This is a genomic window from bacterium (assembly GCA_037200965.1).
Classification (GTDB): Bacteria; Patescibacteriota; Minisyncoccia; order Phycocordibacterales; family Phycocordibacteraceae; genus C7867-001.
Genome location: JBBCGK010000001.1, coordinates 880,042 through 898,592, shown reverse-complemented (window position 1 = coordinate 898,592; position 18,551 = coordinate 880,042). Strand labels below are relative to the sequence as shown.

General features: G+C 58.6%; 24 protein-coding genes and 1 tRNA gene. 6 read left to right on the top strand and 19 right to left on the bottom strand.

Going from position 1 to position 18,551, the window contains the following annotated elements; all coding sequences use genetic code 11:
- Window positions 1-103: 103 nt before the first annotated feature.
- Both WDN10_05280 and WDN10_05275 read left to right on the top strand, forming a co-directional pair.
- Window positions 104-301, top strand: a complete 198-nt coding sequence (locus WDN10_05280; GenBank protein MEJ0054099.1) for a hypothetical protein — start codon at window positions 104-106, stop codon at window positions 299-301.
- 25 nt (window positions 302-326) lie between these two features.
- Window positions 327-674: a hypothetical protein gene (locus WDN10_05275; protein MEJ0054098.1), complete on the top strand. Its 348-nt coding sequence runs from the start codon at window positions 327-329 to the stop codon at window positions 672-674.
- A gap of 66 nt (window positions 675-740) precedes the next feature.
- Here WDN10_05275 and WDN10_05270 read toward each other — a convergent pair whose 3' ends face one another.
- From WDN10_05270 to WDN10_05260, 3 genes are read right to left on the bottom strand one after another with little or no spacing between them, the layout of a single operon-like run.
- Window positions 741-2,636 carry a phenylalanine--tRNA ligase subunit beta gene (locus WDN10_05270; protein ID MEJ0054097.1) on the bottom strand — a complete coding sequence of 632 codons (1,896 nt, stop codon included), beginning with the start codon at window positions 2,634-2,636 and terminating at the stop codon, window positions 741-743.
- Complete coding sequence (locus WDN10_05265) at window positions 2,633-3,037, bottom strand: HIT family protein (GenBank protein ID MEJ0054096.1); 405 nt, start codon at window positions 3,035-3,037, stop codon at window positions 2,633-2,635. Before WDN10_05265 ends, WDN10_05270 begins: the two co-directional genes overlap by 4 nt.
- Entirely contained in the window at window positions 3,034-3,753 is a 720-nt protein-coding gene (locus WDN10_05260; GenBank protein ID MEJ0054095.1) for a phenylalanine--tRNA ligase subunit alpha, read from the bottom strand. Before WDN10_05260 ends, WDN10_05265 begins: the two co-directional genes overlap by 4 nt.
- Window positions 3,754-3,806: 53 nt before the next feature.
- Between WDN10_05260 and WDN10_05255 the strand changes: the two genes are divergently transcribed.
- Window positions 3,807-5,060 (top strand): glycosyltransferase, encoded by a 1,254-nt coding sequence (locus tag WDN10_05255; GenBank protein ID MEJ0054094.1) that lies wholly within the window; start codon window positions 3,807-3,809, stop codon window positions 5,058-5,060.
- Window positions 5,061-5,063: 3 nt separating this feature from the next.
- The gene (locus WDN10_05250) at window positions 5,064-5,771 is read left to right on the top strand and encodes a hypothetical protein (protein ID MEJ0054093.1); all 708 of its coding nucleotides are present in this window, start codon (window positions 5,064-5,066) and stop codon (window positions 5,769-5,771) included.
- Between the two features lie 45 nt (window positions 5,772-5,816).
- On the opposite strand, the gene WDN10_05245 is transcribed toward WDN10_05250, so the two are convergent.
- Entirely contained in the window at window positions 5,817-6,026 is a 210-nt protein-coding gene (locus WDN10_05245) for a hypothetical protein (GenBank protein MEJ0054092.1), read from the bottom strand.
- Between the two features lie 61 nt (window positions 6,027-6,087).
- Between WDN10_05245 and WDN10_05240 the strand changes: the two genes are divergently transcribed.
- Window positions 6,088-6,160 (top strand) — tRNA-Thr (locus WDN10_05240).
- 14 nt (window positions 6,161-6,174) lie between these two features.
- On the opposite strand, the gene WDN10_05235 is transcribed toward WDN10_05240, so the two are convergent.
- Window positions 6,175-6,468 carry a hypothetical protein gene (locus tag WDN10_05235; protein ID MEJ0054091.1) on the bottom strand — a complete coding sequence of 98 codons (294 nt, stop codon included), beginning with the start codon at window positions 6,466-6,468 and terminating at the stop codon, window positions 6,175-6,177.
- A 225-nt stretch (window positions 6,469-6,693) separates the two neighbouring features.
- Here WDN10_05235 and WDN10_05230 point away from each other — a divergent pair, with 225 nt between their 5' ends.
- Entirely contained in the window at window positions 6,694-6,861 is a 168-nt protein-coding gene (locus WDN10_05230) for a hypothetical protein (protein MEJ0054090.1), read from the top strand.
- 118 nt (window positions 6,862-6,979) lie between these two features.
- Here the strand turns inward: WDN10_05230 and WDN10_05225 are convergent, their stop codons facing one another.
- The 14 genes from WDN10_05225 to WDN10_05160 form a co-directional block, all read right to left on the bottom strand.
- Window positions 6,980-7,348 (bottom strand): DUF4383 domain-containing protein, encoded by a 369-nt coding sequence (locus tag WDN10_05225; protein MEJ0054089.1) that lies wholly within the window; start codon window positions 7,346-7,348, stop codon window positions 6,980-6,982.
- 108 nt (window positions 7,349-7,456) lie between these two features.
- Entirely contained in the window at window positions 7,457-8,071 is a 615-nt protein-coding gene (locus WDN10_05220) for a hypothetical protein (GenBank protein ID MEJ0054088.1), read from the bottom strand.
- A gap of 145 nt (window positions 8,072-8,216) precedes the next feature.
- Complete coding sequence (locus tag WDN10_05215) at window positions 8,217-9,131, bottom strand: hypothetical protein (protein MEJ0054087.1); 915 nt, start codon at window positions 9,129-9,131, stop codon at window positions 8,217-8,219.
- Window positions 9,128-9,703: a sigma-70 family RNA polymerase sigma factor gene (locus WDN10_05210; protein ID MEJ0054086.1), complete on the bottom strand. Its 576-nt coding sequence runs from the start codon at window positions 9,701-9,703 to the stop codon at window positions 9,128-9,130. Before WDN10_05210 ends, WDN10_05215 begins: the two co-directional genes overlap by 4 nt.
- Before the next feature lie 56 nt (window positions 9,704-9,759).
- The gene (locus tag WDN10_05205; GenBank protein MEJ0054085.1) at window positions 9,760-10,188 is read right to left on the bottom strand and encodes a hypothetical protein; all 429 of its coding nucleotides are present in this window, start codon (window positions 10,186-10,188) and stop codon (window positions 9,760-9,762) included.
- 39 nt (window positions 10,189-10,227) lie between these two features.
- Window positions 10,228-10,500, bottom strand: coding sequence for a hypothetical protein (locus WDN10_05200; protein ID MEJ0054084.1), 273 nt, complete (start codon window positions 10,498-10,500; stop codon window positions 10,228-10,230).
- Window positions 10,501-10,534: 34 nt separating this feature from the next.
- Entirely contained in the window at window positions 10,535-11,095 is a 561-nt protein-coding gene (locus WDN10_05195; protein MEJ0054083.1) for a hypothetical protein, read from the bottom strand.
- 171 nt (window positions 11,096-11,266) lie between these two features.
- Window positions 11,267-12,157, bottom strand: a complete 891-nt coding sequence (locus WDN10_05190) for a dihydroorotate dehydrogenase (GenBank protein ID MEJ0054082.1) — start codon at window positions 12,155-12,157, stop codon at window positions 11,267-11,269.
- 146 nt (window positions 12,158-12,303) lie between these two features.
- Window positions 12,304-13,650 (bottom strand): DEAD/DEAH box helicase, encoded by a 1,347-nt coding sequence (locus WDN10_05185; GenBank protein ID MEJ0054081.1) that lies wholly within the window; start codon window positions 13,648-13,650, stop codon window positions 12,304-12,306.
- 202 nt (window positions 13,651-13,852) lie between these two features.
- Window positions 13,853-14,005, bottom strand: coding sequence for a lmo0937 family membrane protein (locus WDN10_05180; protein MEJ0054080.1), 153 nt, complete (start codon window positions 14,003-14,005; stop codon window positions 13,853-13,855).
- A gap of 80 nt (window positions 14,006-14,085) precedes the next feature.
- The gene (locus WDN10_05175; GenBank protein ID MEJ0054079.1) at window positions 14,086-14,514 is read right to left on the bottom strand and encodes a hypothetical protein; all 429 of its coding nucleotides are present in this window, start codon (window positions 14,512-14,514) and stop codon (window positions 14,086-14,088) included.
- A 56-nt stretch (window positions 14,515-14,570) separates the two neighbouring features.
- On the bottom strand, window positions 14,571-16,370 hold the full coding sequence (typA, locus tag WDN10_05170; GenBank protein MEJ0054078.1) for a translational GTPase TypA: 1,800 nt from the start codon (window positions 16,368-16,370) through the stop codon (window positions 14,571-14,573).
- A 77-nt stretch (window positions 16,371-16,447) separates the two neighbouring features.
- Complete coding sequence (locus WDN10_05165; GenBank protein MEJ0054077.1) at window positions 16,448-17,353, bottom strand: IS30 family transposase; 906 nt, start codon at window positions 17,351-17,353, stop codon at window positions 16,448-16,450.
- Window positions 17,354-17,450: 97 nt separating this feature from the next.
- The gene (locus tag WDN10_05160) at window positions 17,451-18,521 is read right to left on the bottom strand and encodes a hypothetical protein (protein ID MEJ0054076.1); all 1,071 of its coding nucleotides are present in this window, start codon (window positions 18,519-18,521) and stop codon (window positions 17,451-17,453) included.
- Window positions 18,522-18,551 lie beyond the last annotated feature (30 nt).

The following is an 18,551-nucleotide window of genomic DNA, read 5'->3' as shown; positions in this document are numbered from 1 at the left end:
GTTTGTAGGTAAAATGTTTGTTCCGCCGCTTCCGTAACACTTGACTTATGTATATAAACAGGTAATGTCTAAGATAGGCTTTGAACCCAACAGGAGAATATCAATGAAAAAGGGTACGCCGCGCTCGCGGCTTAATGACGACATCGAACAACTCGTCACGGCAGCATACGAGCGGGGCGATATCCCCGCGGATGTCCCTCGGGTCGTGGCAATACGGCGGCTCGATGAAACCGACCGGAGACGGATCAAACGCCTCAAGGCGGAACTTCGCCGGAGCCGCGCTTCCGAAATCCGGCAATAATCCAAAAAGGCGAGGAGTTCTATCCGTGGACGTGAAAGATATTTTCGTCGGGCTGCCGTGGCAATCACTCGTCGCTAAGGATGGCGCGGTCTTCTGGGCATGCGAGATCGGCGGTCCATATGCCAACGGTTCGATCATGGAGATGGCCAAGTTTGGGACAGGAATCTACCGGAAATGTGGTTCTATGAACCCATGCTCGGAATATCGAATTCTCGAGGGACGGGGATGGGTGCTTTCCGGAACAACCAGAACGCCTTATGGACCGAACGATCTGATCGAGATTCCGAGGAACACGCTCCGCGGGTTCGAGGTCGAAGAAGTCACCGTCGCGCTCGTGCTCGTCTGGCTTCATTACTATCCCGAAGAAACGTAGCCGCCGGAGAGGCGACGGGCAAAGGTTGCTCGTCTCGCTCTCACGGGCGGCTTTTGTCTTTCCTGATTAGCGCACCGAAAACCCCTCCTTTGCGTTAAGCGCTTTTGATACGCGATCCATCGCCTCGACGAGCTCGACGTCGGTGAGCGTGCGGTCGAACGCCTCGAAGACAAGACGGAAGGCATAGGAGAGCTTCCCGTCTTTTTCGAACCGGTCGAAAAGGTCGAGGCGCGCGAGCTCGCTTCCCGCCTCCTTGAATATCGCCTGCTCGACTTCGTCCTGCTCGGTTCCAAGCGGCGTCCATACGGCGATATCGCGAAGCGCGAACGGATAGATTGAAAACGGGCGGTATGTTCCGAGCCCCACGGGCCGGGGTGCATAGTCCTTGCCAAGCGCGGCAAGGTCGAAGCCCGAGAGATCGACTTCGATAGCACCGTCCTCCCTTTTGACCGCGCTTTCCGGGATGGCGCCAAGGAGTTCACCGAGCGCATCAAGCGCGCCGGGAAGCACGGCATCGGACTTCTTTCCCGAAAGCTGCGCATACCCAAGCGCGAGCGACAGATGCTCGGTATCTTTCGTAAATACCGCGCCGATCTCGAAAAGTTTCAGCTTGTCGGCAGGCCCCAGCACCCTCGGAGCCGCAACCGCGGCGCGCTTGAGCGCGTCCTGCATATTTTCGATGAGACCAGGGCGAAGCACGGGCTTCGTAGTGTCCAAAGGATTCGCAAGATACACATCGCCCGTGGGCGTAAAGCTCTGCGTGCTTATCTCCGTATAGCCATGCTCGGCAAGAATATCCTTGATCCTCGAAATGCCGCGGAACCTCGCCTGATCGGGCGCTCCCGGAAGTGCCGGAAGCTCGACCGCGGGCACCCGGTCGTATCCGAGGACCTGCCCCGCCTCCTCCGCGAGGTCTTCGGGGAGCAGGAGATCGCGGCGCTCAAAGGGCGGCGTGACAGTGAGCATTTCTCCGGCTTCGATACAAGCAAGGCCGAGTCGGTCAAAAGCATTCTTCACTTCCGCGAGCGTAAAGGAAGAACCGAGACGGCCGTTGATCCGCGCAAGAGAAACTTGCACGGGGAGTTGCGTCTGCGGATTCGGATAGATATCGACGACGCCGACGAGCTCGCCGCCCGCAACCTGTTCTATAAGATCGAGCACGGCGCGCATCCCGTACGCCGCGAGTTCCGGAGACGGATTATTTTGGAACCTCGCCGACGCGTCGGTAAAAAGCTTCAGGGCCTGGGCGGTCTTGCGCACCGATACAGGGTCGAAGTGCGCGACGGATACGTAGAGATCGGTCGTGTCTTCGGAAATGGCCGATGCCATGCCGCCTTTGATTCCCGCGATGTCGAGCACCGTGCCTGCCGTCCCTTCCGCGATGACGGTGGTGTTCTCGGGAAGTACGTAATCTTCGCCCGTAAGGACGGTGATGTTCTCTCCGGCTGCTGTTCCCCGGATGCGGATCGAGAGGGTGCCGTCGTGCCACTCGATCTTTTTCGCGTCGAACGCATGGAGCGGCTGGCCCATGTCGAGGGTCACGTAGTTGGTCGCATCAACTATGTTATTGATGGACCGCTGCCCCACCGCTTCAAGAGCTTCACGGAGCCAGACGGGCGAAGGCCCGACTTTCACACCGCGTACCAATGCGCCCATCTGCCGGGCGCTTTTCTTCGGATCATCGATAGTAATTTTGAGCGTATCCGTTCCGGGCCAAAGAGGAAGCGGTTCCCGAAGCGGGTCGCTCTTAAGCGACAGATTGAGTATCGCGGAAAGTTCCTTCGCAAGCCCGCGGTGCGAGAGGCAGTCGGCCGCACGGTTCGGAAGCACCTTCACGTCGAGGAGATCGCCGTTCGCCTCTTCTATCTCGAACGCGTGGAAGGTGAAGGCTTCGGCGATCTCCGCCGTGCTCGGGAGCGGCGCTTCGAAATACTTCTGAAGCCAGGAGCGGGAGATTTTCATAATGTTGATGCGATAGCGGCCCGCAACGCTTCAGCTATTGGCACAAGTTCTTCGCTTGGCACCGGTTCTTTGGTTTCGTTCATCATATCGCCGCTTTTATTCACTGGAATCAGGTGAACATGCGCATGCGGCACATGAAAACCTTCAAGGGCCAGTGCGACGCGGGAAGGGTTGAGGACTGCTTTAAGCGGCACCGCAAGACGCCGGCTCGCCTCCATAAGCGCGCCGAACTCTTCGGATGAAAGATCGAATCCGTCGTCAACATGCTTCCGGGGTATCACGAGCACATGGCCGGGTTGTGCCGGTTTTATATTGAGGAATGCGATATGGCGCTTATCCGACCACACAATCTCATGGTGCGGTTCGTTCTTCTCGACGACGGAACAAAAGACACAGTTCATGGCTCGATTTCCGCGAAGCCGTGCACGAAACGCGTATCGCCCGAATGGAAGAGGCGCACATCCGGCACGCCGTATTTCACCATGATAAGGCGCTCGAGCCCGCCGCCGAATGCGAACCCTTGATATTTTTTCGGGTCCACTCCGGAGTTCTCGAGAACCTTCGGGTGCACCATGCCTGCGCCCATAACCTCAAGCCACTGCCCTTTTACATCGAACCACACGTCGACTTCGACCGCTGGCTCGACGAATGGGAAAAACGAGGGACGAAACCGCACTTTCGCGTTCTCATCAAGATACTCCTTGAAAAACCGTTCGAGCGTTCCCTTGAGATGCGCGAGCGTGATATCCTCGCCTATCGCCAGCCCCTCGTTCTGATAGAACTGCGCTTCGTGCGTGGCGTCCGTAGCCTCGTTCCTGTACACCTTTCCCGGGGCGATGATGCGGTATGGGGGGAGCATTCCCCGTTTCATCTGCTCTTCCATATACCTGACCTGCACCGGCGACGTTTGGGTGCGGGGAACGCGGGGAGGATTCTCTTTCGTCCAAAACGTATCCTGCATGTCGCGTGCCGGATGCGTCGCGGGCATATTAAGCGCATCGAAATTGTAGTGTTCAGTCTCAAGTTCGGGGCCATACGCGATGCCAAACCCCATGCGGCCGAAAATATCGGCGATCTCCCGCGACGCGACGCTTATCGGATGCAACCTCCCTTCCATAGGGCCAGTATACGGTTCTCCTTCATATTTGCTATACTGGAGCTGTGAGCGGGATGGTATTCATATATCCGGTGCTTTTCGTTTCCCTCTTCTTCGAGGTGTTTCTCCTTTTGTCCTTCCTCGAAGGCAAGCGCACGAAAAAGGAGCCCGGGGCGGTGGCGGATGAGGACCTTCCGACGTCTACCATATTCATCCCCTGCTATAACGAGGAGAAGACGGTCGCGAGGACGCTCGACTCGCTTCTCGCGCTCGACTATCCGCATGACAAGCTCAACATCTTCGCCATAAACGACGGTTCGACCGACGGGACGGCCGACGCGCTCGCGCGCTACGCGGGCGAGCCGCGCGTGCGCGTCTTCACGAAAGAGAACGGCGGCGGAAAATTCTCCGCCCTCAATCTCGGCCTTTCGCACGCGACGAGCGAGCTCGTCGGCTGCCTCGACGCCGACTCGACCGTCGCCCCCGATGCGCTCCGGGAGATCGCGCGGTATTTCGCGGACAAAAGCGTTATGGCGGTCACGCCCGGCATCAAGGTTTCAAAGCCCGCGAGCATCGTGCAAAGGGTGCAGCAGGCGGAGTATGCGCTGTCTGCATTTATCCGCCGCACGTTCGCCTGGCTTGACGCGCTCTTCATCACGCCCGGCCCATTCTCCATATTCCGCCGGGAGGTATTCCTCCAGCTCGGGCCGTATAAGGAGGCGTACATGACGGAAGATATGGAGATCGCGCTTCGCATGCAGTCGCATAACATGAAGATCGAGAACGCCCCGACCGCCCACGTGTACACCAAGACGCCGCGCTCCTATAAGGCGCTTTTCAAGCAGCGGGTGCGCTGGTCGTACGGGTTCATGCGAAACGCCAAAGACTATCGCTTCATGTTCTTCAACCGCAAATACGGCACGCTCGGCATGTTTCTCCTCCCTATGGGCCTTTTCACCATCTTCCCCGCTATTTACTTCACCGCCGTTTCCATAGCCTATGCGGGATCTGACGCGCTTAAGGCCGCGGACCGCCTCCGCGTCGTCGGTTTCTCGTCGTTCCATATGCCGTCATTCGACCTTTTCTATTTCGATACGCACCCGTTTCTCTTCCTCAGCTGGCTCCTGTTCCTTTGCACCATCGCCATCATCATTATGGGTTCGCGCCTCGTGGCGGAGAAAAATCTCGGCATCAACCTTTTCCTCTACCTCGCCCTCTACGGCGTGTTCGCGCCGTGGTGGCTCGGGCGGGCGGTGTATAACGTCGCGTCCGCGAGGCAGAAGAGCTGGCGGCAGGAAATCGACGAGCGCCGCAAAGGCCCCGAATAGCGTATGAGAGAGCGACCCGACTGGATGAAATATGCGTTCGCGTTCATCATTACCGCGGCCATTTTCGCGACCGCATTTTATGTAAGCACGTTGTTCGACCGCGCGCGGGTCGAGAGCATCCAGAACACGGCGGACAAGATATCGATCGACATCATCTCGCTTGAGACCCAGTTCGACCTTATAAGCGATGTCGCGTGCTCGGCGCTTGAAAGCCATGCCGTGCTCCCGAGCGAAATCAACACGCTCGCGAGCCGCCTCGGAAGCGCCGAGCAGTCGCTCGGGGCCGACAACGAGCGCGTGATACAGCTCAAGGAGCAGTATTCGCTCCTTGAGATCAAGGATTATCTCATCACCGAGCGCGTGAAGGAACGCTGCGGCGAGGGGAAAGCCCCGGTTTCGGTCCTCTATTTTTATTCGAACCAGGGCGACTGCAGCGACTGCACCGATGCGGGCTACGCGCTCGACGCGCTCCGCCAGGAGTTTCCGTCGCTTCGCGTCTATTCCTTCGACTATAACCTCCCGCTCGGCGCGCTCGAAACCCTTATTTCGCTTCTCAAGATAAAGCCCGCGCCGCCCGTGTTCGTGATCGACGGCGAGACGCACTATGGCTTCGACTCCCTTGCCACGCTGAAGAGCTATCTTCCGAAGCGTCTTCTTGACGAGGAGGCGAGCCCCACGGCTGCCACGGCTTCGACGACACGGAAGCAATAGGAAGCGGCGGCCGATTATGGCCGCCGCATCGCTTCGTCGTGTCGCTTATCCTTCGGAAAAGCTCCACCATCCCTTGAAGAATGCGTCTTCGAGACGCCTCCTTCCGATCCGCCGGACTTCGTCCCGCGGCTCGCTGAAACGGAGCCGCAGCGCAAACCATGCCAAAAACAGAGCCACGAGCACCGCGGCAAAGACTAGGACGAACGCCGCCGCATTGAGCACGAAGAAAAGCGCTGCGAGAATCATTCCAAACATGCAAGCCCCCGTAAGGTTCGTTTCGGGAAAAGCCTAGCACATTCTGGTATAGTGCGCACACGCCGCCTTAGCTCAGTTGGTAGAGCAACACTTTTGTAAAGTGTGGGTCCTCGGTTCGAATCCGAGAGGCGGCTCCGACAAGTCCTTTCTATGCGGCCCTTTTAAGCTCAGCCGCCATTTTGATAAGTTCTCTTTCGTGGTCTCCCCGGCCCCTTTGAAGCGTATCGACTTCCCGTTCTGCGGCTTTTGCCTCCTCTTCAGCCTTTCCGAGTTCTTTTTCCGCTTTGGCCAGCTCTGCTTCCAGTTTTTGAATGACTTGCTTTTTCCTTGCCACTTCGGCGAGCACAGCTATGCGCTCGCGCGCAGCGACCAGAAGCGCCCTGTTTTCCTTGTCGATCTCACGCTTCAGATTCTCTACGGCTTGAACGGTCGCGGTTGCCATATGGTGCTGGTGTTATTTAATATGGGGGAATTGTATCACCAAAATGCTTGCCGTATTGAAACCTCCTCCGAGAGGATCAGGTTATAGAGGGCAGAAGGACAGGACACCCCTCCCGAGGACGGGCCAAGGCTTGGCGCGCGCTCGGGGGAGGACAGGACGAGATTATCGTCAGATGTGTGGTCGCACGCATCTCACCTAACCGTCTTCCCCGACATGCTGCTCGCCATGTTGCAAGCCATCGGATTGGGGATGACGATCATCGTCCTTGAGGTCCTTGTCCCCGGGATCTTTTCAGAACTTTCGAAGACCGTAATCGTCTTCCTCCACAGTGCGCAGCTTGCCTTTACCGCCGCAGGTCAAATCGCGTCAGTAGCAGGCTCGATACCGCACTAATTCTCCGCGCCGACCGCACAATACTTTGGCGGTCGGTATTGTTTCATACATGAAAAACCGCCGCGCAAAACGCGGCGGTTTTTCACAAGGGGGCAACCAGCCCTTACAAATCCGTGCGCTACATCGGCTCGTCGCCGTACATGAAGCCGGCAGCGAGAAGCACGACGCCGAGCACGACATGGAGCCAGTGATCTGCGGGATTCAGCGTCACAAGGCCGAACAGTTCCCCCGTGCCCGAAACGAGAAGGAAACCGAGAACGGCGATCACGAGGTACACGACGCCCATGATCTTGAGCCACATCGATGACTGCATCGGGCTCCAGAATGCGACCGCGAGAAGAATAAGGCCGATCAGGAGGTGCACGACGTTATGGAGCGCATTAGTCTCGAAGAACGCGCCCATACCAACGAGCGGGTTCGATACGAACCCGAGAAGCCCTACGAGCACGAACACGATACCGAACACGATTGCGAGCGTTTTAGCCATTGCCGCGTGTTATCTGCTAAAAGCGGCGGTTGCCGCTTAGGTACAGGATACCCTTTTTGAAACCCTTCGGGGCATCTTTGCGGACGAACTGTGCACAACCCGCCTGATTCAAGAAAAGCTGAATGTCGAAGCCGCATCCCGAAGCATCGTTCGTGCCTCTTCCGCTGTAGGGCCTGTTCCCGCCCCTTCTTCAAGGCGCACCCCTATTTCAACGGCGTAGCAGGCTCCGGCATGGAACGTGCGATAGCTTTCGATGCCGGTTTCCGGATAGTCGTAGCGCGTGAATGTTTCGCTCCCGAGCGTCACGGTTCCCTGGTATGTACCCGGCCGCTCGGGCGAGAGGCACGTTTCCATGCTTGCCGCGTCATTTGCGACGCCCACGCGAAGGACTCCTTCCCCTCCCGCGCGCACGAGCGCCGTCTGCGGCGGAAGATAGAGTGTGAGCACGGTCGCGCCGCTTCCGCGCTCAGCGCCGTAGCTCCAGCCAAGCCCCGCGCTCGTATCGCGGATAAAAGTGCGCGGATATGTGAGGGAGAAACCGAACGGGCGGTTTGTGTACGTGAAGTAGGCTGCGCCCGAAGGAGCCGGAGCGATAGAGGCCGGGGGAACGACCCCTTCGTTCGCCCGCACGTTTGAAACGGTGCCGGGGTGCTGCCAGCCGGTGTAGGAAGCCGCGACCACGGCAACGGCAAAAAACGGGAGAGCGAGGATGCGGAGAAACATGGGCACACCCTAGCGCATACGCGGTGAAGGCAGGGTGAACGATAAATGCCATGCGCGGCGTACGCCGCGCATGGCTCTTTCGAATAGTTCCCAAACCCTGCGGGCGCGTACCGACCGCGCTAGCGCCCGCTTACCGGGACCGGCGCTATGAGCCGTTCGTGAACTCGGTGCTGCTCGCGTGCCCTTGTTCTTCGAGCGCCCGCAGAGGCGCGTAAGGTCGTACGCCCTTACACTCTTCACTACGTTCCGCGGCAATCTTTCTTTCACCTCCGGCATACGGGAACGGCATCGGCGCGCGGCGCTCCGCAAAGGAGCCATATATCTCCCACGGGAAAACAAAACATGCGTGGAATGCAGCATCTTCCGTCGTGCTTGCGAGCGGCACGCCGACAATCCGTACGAGGCCGCCATGCGCAAGCGTCGCCTCGTCAAAGCGCCGCAGATCGCTCCCCTCGACATTCCAAAGCTTCCCGTCGAAACCAAGGAGCGTGAAGCTCGAAAAGTCGGGCGCGAGGCCCGTTACCCTTCCGGCGAGAAGGCCCCGCTCCGGATGCGCCCAGATCACCTGCTCCGCCTGAAGCGCAGGCCGATAGAACGGCACGTGCGCGCCGAGTCCTTCCTCGATGACTTCCCCGAATCCCGCGCCGTAAAGCGCGGCGCCAAGCAAAAGGCTCGCCGCGACCGATGTCGCGGCGACGGCGATAAACGGATAGCGGTACCCGCGGCGGGTGCGGCGGAATATCTGATAGCCGATAAGCACGAAGAACGCGAGCGTCACGATCCAAAGGAGCGGCGCGGTTTCTATGAGAAACGTCAGGAACGTGTCGTGCGTCGCGACGTAATAGCGCCAGCCGGCGTTCGCAAGCGCGAAGAGCGCGGCGGCGGCTGCGATGGCGCCGAAAAGTATGGAAAGGATGCCGAATACCCAGAGGGCGACGTTCTGCAGCACGAAGCGGGAGCGCGGGAGCGGCCGGACCTGTTCGCGTTCGATGTGCTCAAGCACGCGGCGCGATACGGGATCGCGGTCTTCGGATTGCTCTCGCATAGAGTCGTGGTTCATGGCGCTATAAGGCGGTCGGAAACGGCTGCGCGAAGCGCTTTCTTCGCCCGGTGGATCAGGGTCGCGACCGTGCCGACCGGAAGCTCCAGGATGTCGGAAATATCCGCATACGAACGCTCCTCGAAGAAGCGGAGCGTGAGTACGTCGCGGTATTTCGGGTCTATCTTCTCAAGCGCCTGCGCGAGCTCGCCTGCGGTGAGGCGCTCTTCCGCGAGCGCCCCCGTATCGGCGCGTTCATCCCGGAGCTCGGTCAACAGAAGCTGCCCTTCCTCCCCCAGCACCACCTGCGGACGCGCTTTCTTGGCCCTAAAGAAGCTCATAGCCTCGTTATGCGCGATGCGGTACATCCAGGAAGAGAATGCGAGCGTCGGGTCGAAACTGTTGAGATTCCGGTATGCCTTGAGAAACGCGTTCTGCAGGAGGTCTTCCCGGTCTTCGCGTACGCGAACGCCAAGGCGCTCCAGGTAGCGTCCCAAGGGGGCCTCGTAGCGCCTGATAAGGAGCGCGAACTGCTCCTTATCCTCAAGCGACCGGCGGGCGGCTTCTTCATCGGTAAGCGGGTGTGCGTCCATGGAGGGCCGCAGGAAGTACTACGCGGGCGCATGCGCCCGCGTTTCAAAGAAAACGGCTATCGGCGTTTCACTGCCTTCTTTGCGCGCTTCACTGTTTTCTTGACCGCCTTTTTCGCCTTGCGGACAGCCTTCTTCGCTTTCGCGGGAAGCTTCGCAAGCACGACGCGCTGCCAGTTTGCCTTGAGCTCGTCCGCGGCGCGCTTGAGGTCCTTACGGTCGATGCCGCGCGCAGCCTGGTATGCCTGCGACGCCTCGTCGACGATAAGCGCCATGGTCTTCGCGTCGAGCGTCTTCAGCTTCTTCGCCTCTTTCATGACATCGCGGCGAAGGTCCTCCGCCCACTTCACGGCGGCCTTGCGGTGTTTCTTCGCGTCCTTGCTTGCGTAGAAATAGTAGCCGGCTCCCGCAGCGGCAGCGGCCGCGAGCGTCGCCGCCCCTATTTCGGCGGCAAGCATTCCCTTCGAGGTCTTCTTTTTCGTAGCCATGGTGATGGAAGTTCTAGATAAGTAAAAATAAGCGCACTCCTATTTTTTCGCTTTGAAGAGCCGTTCGCCCGCCTTGCGCGCAAGCGCAGTGAGGTGCTTCAGCTTGAAGCCCTCGTTTCTGATGTTTGCCCGCGCATCGCGAATATCTTCGCGCACCGCTCTCGTTTCCTCCTCGATCTCTTCCGAGACCTTCTCGACGTTCCGGAGAATGCGGACGAGGTAGTAGAGCGCGAAGCACAGGAGCACGCCAGCCGCGAGGACCACGACGGTCGTCACGAAGAAGAAGATGTCCATCTTGAGGAATTGGTCCATGGTCCCGGGGCTGTCAGGAAAGTATACCCCATGTTCATGAAGATACGCTGAGGCTTTCCGGAGTATAGTGGATGAAAGAATCTTTTAAACCTAAAAGCGAGAAGCCGTCCGGGACTGCCGGGCGGCTCCACTCGCACGCTTTGTTCCTTAACCCAGAATTGCGAACGTAACCGACCACGCGCGGGAACTTCGGCGCGAATCCGAGATCTCTGTGGTAGAACGGGACGATCTCTTCCATGGTTTCAAGCAACGGATAGATATTCTCGATACCCGAGACGCCGAGTGCCGAGTTGGTCGTCGCGTTCGCGGGATAGAGCTTGGCGGCATACCAGCTGCGATCGCCCTCGTTGTTATGAATGCGGAAACCATCCCGAAGAACCTCAGCCGGGAGATTGTCCGTAAGGTATGCGATGCCGAGCGGACGGAAATTCTCATTGAGATCCCGCGCCGCGGCCCGGATCCCGTCGCAATATGCCCGCGCCGCTGCCGGATCGGTGATCGGAGGAACGAGGTTCGGCATCGCGACTGCAATGTCGAAGTGCCGCGCCGTCTCCGGCACGACCGATGTGAGGACACGGCCTTCGCGGAAATGCAACGTGCATGTCCGCGGGACGCCTGATAGTGATCGGTTGCAAAGCCACCTGAGCCTCCTGTGGTTGGATTGCGAAAAGGTCTTATGACCGCATGCACCTTATCACAAGCAAAGACAAAAAGAGAGGGTGCGGCAATCCCGAGGGATCTGCCGCACCACATGGCCGCATAAGGTCTAATCGACCAGATCGGCGTATTCCATCGCGACGCGCTGGAATGCCTTTGGGCCGTGCGTGAAAAACGCCGTACCCACCTGCGCCTCTTTCGCACCCGCGAGTTCCATCTCGCGAAGATCGCGTCCGCCGCTTATCCCGCCGACACCGACAATATCGAATGACGGCAAGAGCCTCGAGAATTGCCGAACCTGCCCGAGCGCAACGTGCTTCATGGCATGACCGGCAAGCCCTGCATACCCGTCGTTCGCGTCAATCGCTGGCGTCATCGGCCGGATGAAACCATACGCATTCGGAAACGTATTGCACGTCACGAGTTTCATGTATGCGTGCAGATGCGTTCTCAGCACTGCGGCGACTTTCGCGAGAAAGAACGGATCGCTGTACGGCGAGAGCTTAACGGCAATATCCGGTTCTCCAAGCGTCCCGGATACCCGGTGCGCCATGGTGAGGATCTCGGCGATACGTTCCGGATCGAAGGCGAAAATGGGCTTCTGAACGCCTTCGTTTCGCACGTTCGGACAGCCGAGATTGATTTCAATCTCGTCCACCCGGATCCCGACGCACGCCTTGATAAGTTCATGGTATTCGTCGACATCGAAACCCGCGATGTTCACACGTACGCGCTTACCGCTTGCCCGAATCTTGTCGATGAGGTCGGGCAGGAATCGTAGCGCCTCCCCGATGCCTGGATTCGGCAAGCCAAGAGCACTGAGCGACGTCGGGTCGTTCAGGCCGTCGTCCCAAAACACGTTGCCGGAATTGCCAGCGCGCGGTTCGAGAGTGTACGAACCAAGCGTGACTGCGCGGAGAATGTCGGACGGAAGCGCAAGGAGCGGTTCCACTTCATGCGGAAGCTTCACTTGTCCCGCAGCATTTGTCATCGGAATCATATCGATTCTCCTGTTGCCCCCTACCCAGTGCAAGAGACTTCCGGAAAGACTTTAGCACAATTAGGCAAGATATGTGAATCAGATTCTTTTCAAATACGAAAAGGGTCTGATTATGACCCTATGACGCCTGATAACATCAGTGAAGTTTAATACTTCCCGCCCCCGATGAAGGTCAGCGCCTTCCCTTTCTTGCTTGCGCGTCCGGTGCGGCCGATGCGGTGGACGTAGTCCTCGTAGGTGCCGGGGAGGTCGAAGTTGATCACGTGCGAGACATCCGGGATATCGAGGCCGCGGGCCGCGACATCCGTCGCCACCATAATCTGCGCCTTGCCGCTCTTGAAGTCGCCAAGGGCCCGCTGGCGGTTGCCGTGCGTCTTGTTGCCGTGGATCGAGACCGCGCGGAATCCGCGTCGGTTAAGCTCGTCCATGAGCTTCTCGACGCCGTGCTTGGTGCGTCCGAAGACAAGCACCTTCTCGAATTCCGGCTGCGCGACGAGCTCGTGGAGCACGTCGATCTTCGACTGGCCCTCGGAGACGCGCACGACATCCTGGTCGATATTCTTCGACGTGTCGCGGGTCTTGACGGAGACGCGCGCGGGCGACTTGAGGAATTCGCCGATGAGTCGCTCGATCTCCGAAGAGAGCGTCGCGGAGAAGAAGAGCGTGTGCCGCTCCTTCTCCATCTTCGCCATGATGAAGCGCATGTCCTGGATGAAACCCATGTCGAGCATGCGGTCCGCCTCGTCGAGGACGACGGTGCCGAAGTGTTGGAGCTCGAGTTCCTTGCGCTCCATGAGGTCTTTGAGGCGTCCGGGAGTGCCGATCACAAACGACGGGTCGCGCCTAAGCACGCGGATCTGGGGCATGATGTTCGCCCCGCCCACGCAGCAGACCGAATAGAGGCCGAGGCCCTTCGTGAAGCCGAGGAATTCGGCGTCGATCTGGAGCGCGAGCTCGCGGGTCGGCACCATGATAAGGACGCGCGAGCTTCTTCTGCCGTGCGCGCGGGATTTGAGTACCTTGTCGATGAGCGGGATGAGAAAGGCCGCCGTCTTTCCGGTGCCGGTGTTTGCGATGCCGACGATATCCTCGCCGCGAAGCACGTGCGGGATGGAGCGGTCCTGGATCGGCGTCGGGAGCTCGTATCCCTTCTTCGCGATATTGTCCTTGAGGCGCTGGTCCACGTCGAAATCCGCGAACTTGTGTTCGGGCACGAAGTGCTCGACCTCCTCGGTGATGACCGCCTTGTTGATGAGCTTCGAGAGGTCGACGCGCATTTCCTGGAAGCCCTTGCCGCCGCGGGAGCCGCCCGGGCGGCCGCCAAACGAAGGCCTTCCGCCGTAGCTTGCGCCGCTGCGGTTGCTTCCGTAGCCTCTGTTGCCGTGGCTTGGCGCGCCTCCGCGGTTTCCGCCGAAGCGGCTGCCTCCCTGGGGGCGTCCTCCCGAAGAGCGGCGGGGACTGGAGTTCCCGTAGCTCGGATTCTGTTGATACATGATTGTGTGTGGTGAATGCGCCAATGGGCAGCGTATGAAAACGCAAAAGCCCGAAAACGCGAGAATAAACAACCGTCTCGTGAGTTTTCGGGCTCTGCGCCCTAGTGTGGAGCGCTATCTAGCTGGTTCCCGGGAATTCCGGGGTGAAAACCGTTGAAGCAAGTTGTGCCCTGAGTATAGCAGGACAGGCCCCTTTTGGCAACTAGGCGATCGGATTTTCGCCCCGGATAAGCCGGATGAGGATCATGATGACGGCGACCACGAGGAGGATATGGATGAAGCCACCGATGGTGTAGGAAGTAACGAGGCCGAGAAGCCAGAGAACGAGAAGCACGACTGCGATAGTGACGAGCATAGGATAAGGAATTTAATGCGGGTAAGTCTTGTGGCACACCCTTCTAGTGTACCCTCCCTTCAGGAAGAAATGATGAAGAACTATTCCGAAAGAGCGGTGCCTGTTTTCTGCGCAAGTTCCTGTATCTGGCGAGTATGACGGAACAGTATTTCATTGCCCGCGGCGTTCTCCATCCGTTCATGTTCGAGTCCGCCCACGATCTTGTCCGTCATCGTAAGGAGTGTATCCATTTTATCGGCAATCTCTCCGACTTCGACCTTGAGGTCCGCCACGTCGGTTTTGAGAATAGAGACATCGACCTTAAGTTCTGCGACGTCGGTCTTGAGGGTCGCGGTATCAGTCTTAAGCTCGGCAACATCCGTCTTAAGTACGGCAACATCGGTCTTGAGCACGGAAACGTCGACCTTAAGCACTCCGACATCGGCCTTCACCTCAAGAAATTCTTCCCGACCGGCGAAGACCGGAGCGAATTCTCTCTTGAGCTTGACGATATCTTCGTCAGAAATCATGTCGGACAGTATACCACCGGGAGATAAAGATTCTCTAAAACCCGGAAATGAGCGATCTATTTGATATCCGTCCGCTTCGCCTTGGCCCTGTCGTTCTCGGTAAGAAATTGCTTCCGGAGGCGCACGCTCTCGGGAGTGATCTCGAGATATTCGTCCTCGGCCATGATCTCGAGTCCGCGCTCGATCGTAATAAGGAATGGCGGCACGAGGCTGATCGCCTCATCGGTGCCCGAAGAGCGGACGTTCGACTGGTTCTTGCCCTTGGTCGGGTTCACCATCATCTCCTCGCCCTTCGAGGTGTTGCCGATCACCTGGCCCTCATACACTTCCGTTGCCGGAGTGACATACAGCACACCGCGCTCCTGGAGCGTCGCGAGCGAGTAACCGAGCGTCTTTCCCCCGGCCATGGAGATCATCGAACCCACCTGCCGCTTCTTGATCTCGCCCGCGTACGGCTGGAATCCGACGACTCTCGAAGAGAGAATGCCTTCCCCGCGCGTATCGATCACGAACTGGTTCCGGTATCCGAGAAGCCCGCGCGTCGGGCCAAGGAGCGTGAGGCGCACGCTCTGGTCGTGCTGCACGAGGTTCTGGAGGACGAAGGCGCGGGTACCGAGGCGCTCGATGATCGCTCCCTGATATTCGCTCGGGGTATCGATGATCACTTCCTCAAACGGCTCGAGCTTCACGCCGTTCTCTTCGCGGATGATGACCTGCGGCTGCGAGACCTGCATTTCATACCCGGCGCGGCGCATGTTCTCAAGGAGGATGGCGATATGGAGCTCGCCGCGGCCCGAGACCTTGAAATTGTCGGGGGAGATGAAGTCGACCTTGAGCCCGACGTTCACCTCAAGCTCGCGCTCGAGGTATTCGCGAAGCTGGCGGCTCGTCACGTACTTCCCTTCCTTCCCGGCGAACGGCGAGTTATTGACGAGGAAGTTAAGGGTGATGGTGGGCTCGTCGATGGAGATTGCCGCACGCGGAGCCTGATCCGCGTTCGTCGTAACGGTTTCTCCGATGAAAATATCCGGCAGTCCGGCGATCATGACGATGTCGCCCGCAACCGCCTCGGGAACGTCCTTCTTTTCGGTACCGACGAAGGTGAAAACCTTGGTGAGCTTGCCGCTCCTGGTCGCGCCGTCGGGCTTCTTGACAAATACGGCATCGCCCGGATGCACCGTTCCTTCGTATATGCGGCCCACGGCCATGCGGCCGAGGAAGTTGTCATAGCCGAGGTTGAACGGCTGGAGTATCAAAGGTTTCGTGGAAAGCTCCGTTGAAGAGGTCGCAGGCACGTGCTCAAGGACGACGTCGAGAAGCGGGCTGAGGTCCTTCTTCTCGTCGGTAAGTTTGCGCATCGCGACGCCTTCGCGGCCGATCGCGTATACGACCGGGAAATTGGCCTGTTCATCTGAGGCTCCGAGCTCAAGAAAGAGTTCCAAAACCTGCTCTTCGGCCCGCGCCGCATCAGCCGCCGGTTTGTCGATCTTATTAAGCACGACGATCGGCTTGAGGCCGAGTTCAAGCGATTTCTTGAGCACGAAGCGCGTCTGGGGCATCGGCCCTTCCTGGGCGTCGACGACGAGAAGCACCGAGTCGATCGAGCGGAGCACGCGCTCCACTTCCGAGCCGAAGTCCGCGTGTCCCGGGGTGTCGACGATATTGATCTTCGTTCCCTTGTATTCGATCGAAGTGTTCTTCGCGTAGATGGTGATCCCTCGCTCGCGCTCGAGCGCGTTGTTGTCCATCGACACCGTCGCGTCGGACACGGCCCCCGTCTGGCGCATGAGGGCGTCAGTGAGCGTGGTCTTGCCGTGGTCCACGTGCGCGATGATGGCGATGTTTCGGATTTCCATGAAAATAAAATGGCCCGCGGGCCGTTCTCTTGAATATACGACAGATAGCCTATCCTCGCAACAGGACCCCTTGAATTCTAATCTGAAACGCAACACGCCTTCCCAAAGCGCACGCACGAGGTCTGCCAGGAGAGAGACTTCCGCGGCGTGTGGTTCATGAGGTCCACCACGTCCGCAAGGTCGTCTTTGGATATGGTACCCAGGTTCAGCCGTTTGGGGAATGGTCGCCGCAGGCGGCCATTGGTATTCTCGTTCTTCCCGCGCTCCCACGGATGGTGTGCGTGTGCGAAGTACACGGTGGCATCGGTATCACGTTCAATGAACTGCCAGAGTGCGAACTCGCTCCCGCGGTCGTACGTGATGGTCCCGGTGACTTTCTGATGCGACTTCAGTACCGCATGCACGACATCTGCCGTGCCGTTCGGGATTAGGTCGGCAACGAGATACAAGCTCTGGTGCACGTGGGTGAGGATGCGTTCACGACCTGCGCCTTTGACGGTATCGCCCTCCCAGCCAGGTTCTGTGCGCTCCTCAATGGAACGCACGTTCTTGGTCCATCCTTGTTTCTGCGTACGCTTTGAGCCATATCGGCGGCGCTTCCTTCCTCGCTGCGGCAGACGAGCCAACAGATCAGGACGGGTGCGATATAGCCACGCGTATATCGTCTCGTGCGATATGTCGAGAAGGTGTGCGATCACCTCTGGAGAGACGAGTGGGTCAAGGAGTGCCTCGACAAGGTCAGCCAACTGCTGATTGTTTGCAAGGAGGCGTCCCGCCTCCTTGCTCTTCATGCGGCGTGCCTTCGCACGCACGTCCGCGTGCGTGGCGTGATACCGCCCGTTCTTCTTCGCGTTCCGTTTCAACTCCCTTGAGATGGTCGAGCGGTGGACGCCCAGTTGCCGCGCGATCCCAGCTTTCTTCACACCAGCGCGCAGGAGCGCGCCTAGCGAAACGCGCATGTCGCGCGTATTGTGTGTATGCATACCCGTTGGTGCTTAGGTGATTCAACACTCCTAGCGTACCTGCGGGTATGCGCTTTTCAATACGGGTTGTTGCGTTTCAAGCTAGAATTCAACCCCCCTACAACACCGGTTCCCAGCCGCCCTTCTTCTTGAAGAACTTCCCCTCAAGACTGTACTTGTCGTATCCGGAGAGGATGAATGCTATCGGAAGCCCGATGAGGATGATGTGCGGCCAGACCGCCTCGCCGAAATAAAGGAGCGAAAGCATAAGCCAGAACAGAAGGAAAAACGAGGTGAAAAGGAGCTCGATGCCGAAGATGAAGAAGAGCGCGAGCACTATCTCGATGATGGCCGCGCCAAGGACGAGGAAATGAGGCTCGAAGCCAAGCGCTCCCGCGACGCTTATGACCCGGCCGGGGAGCGGCAGGTTCGCGACCGTAAGCGCGAGGTTGTTGTGGAGGATCTTCGCATAGAGCGAGGAATAGAGGAGCGAGATGCCGAAGCAGATGCGGAGCACCGCAAAAGAATATGGCGCGAGTTTTTTTGCGAACCGCACATACATATGCTCGAGCTTCCCGAACTCGCCCTTGAGCCAGACCTTCGGGCTTGCCCCGTGATGGCTTCCGAGGATGAGAAGCACGAGTATCTCGCCGAGGTAGTTCGCGTACGTGAGCATATAGATGCCGTTGCGGTATGCCGCGTATGCGAAGAAAAGGAGCGCAACAAGGGCGGCAAACCGCACATAGAAACCAAGAATGGTGAGGACGCCGATAAGGACGAGAAGAGCGGTCGCAAAGGACGCGTATGCGCCGTACGCGGCCGAAAGCGGAAGCTCGGGGCCGTAGGTCGCCTGGTAATAGGCGGCGGCGAGGAAAGACAGGCCTATGGTGATGCGGGCGACGGGCGCTGCATAGCGCCGCACCCGCAGGAAGAACGGATCGCACCGGCGCTCGAGGCTCCTTGAGACGGAAACGAAAAAGACGGCGATAACCGTGGCCATCCCTATGCAGGCCCAATAGATAAAATGCATGAGGTCGGCTTGCAGCACCGCGAGCATGTCAAAGGAAGGAGACGCGAGCGCCGTCCGTACTTCCTCGGCGGAAAGCACGTACATCTCGTGCGCGGAGACGATGCGCGGGAGAACGAAGGCGACTACTATGACGCCGATGTTTGTTAGCGTGCGATACATGTATGCGTATATCGTAACAAATCCGATTTG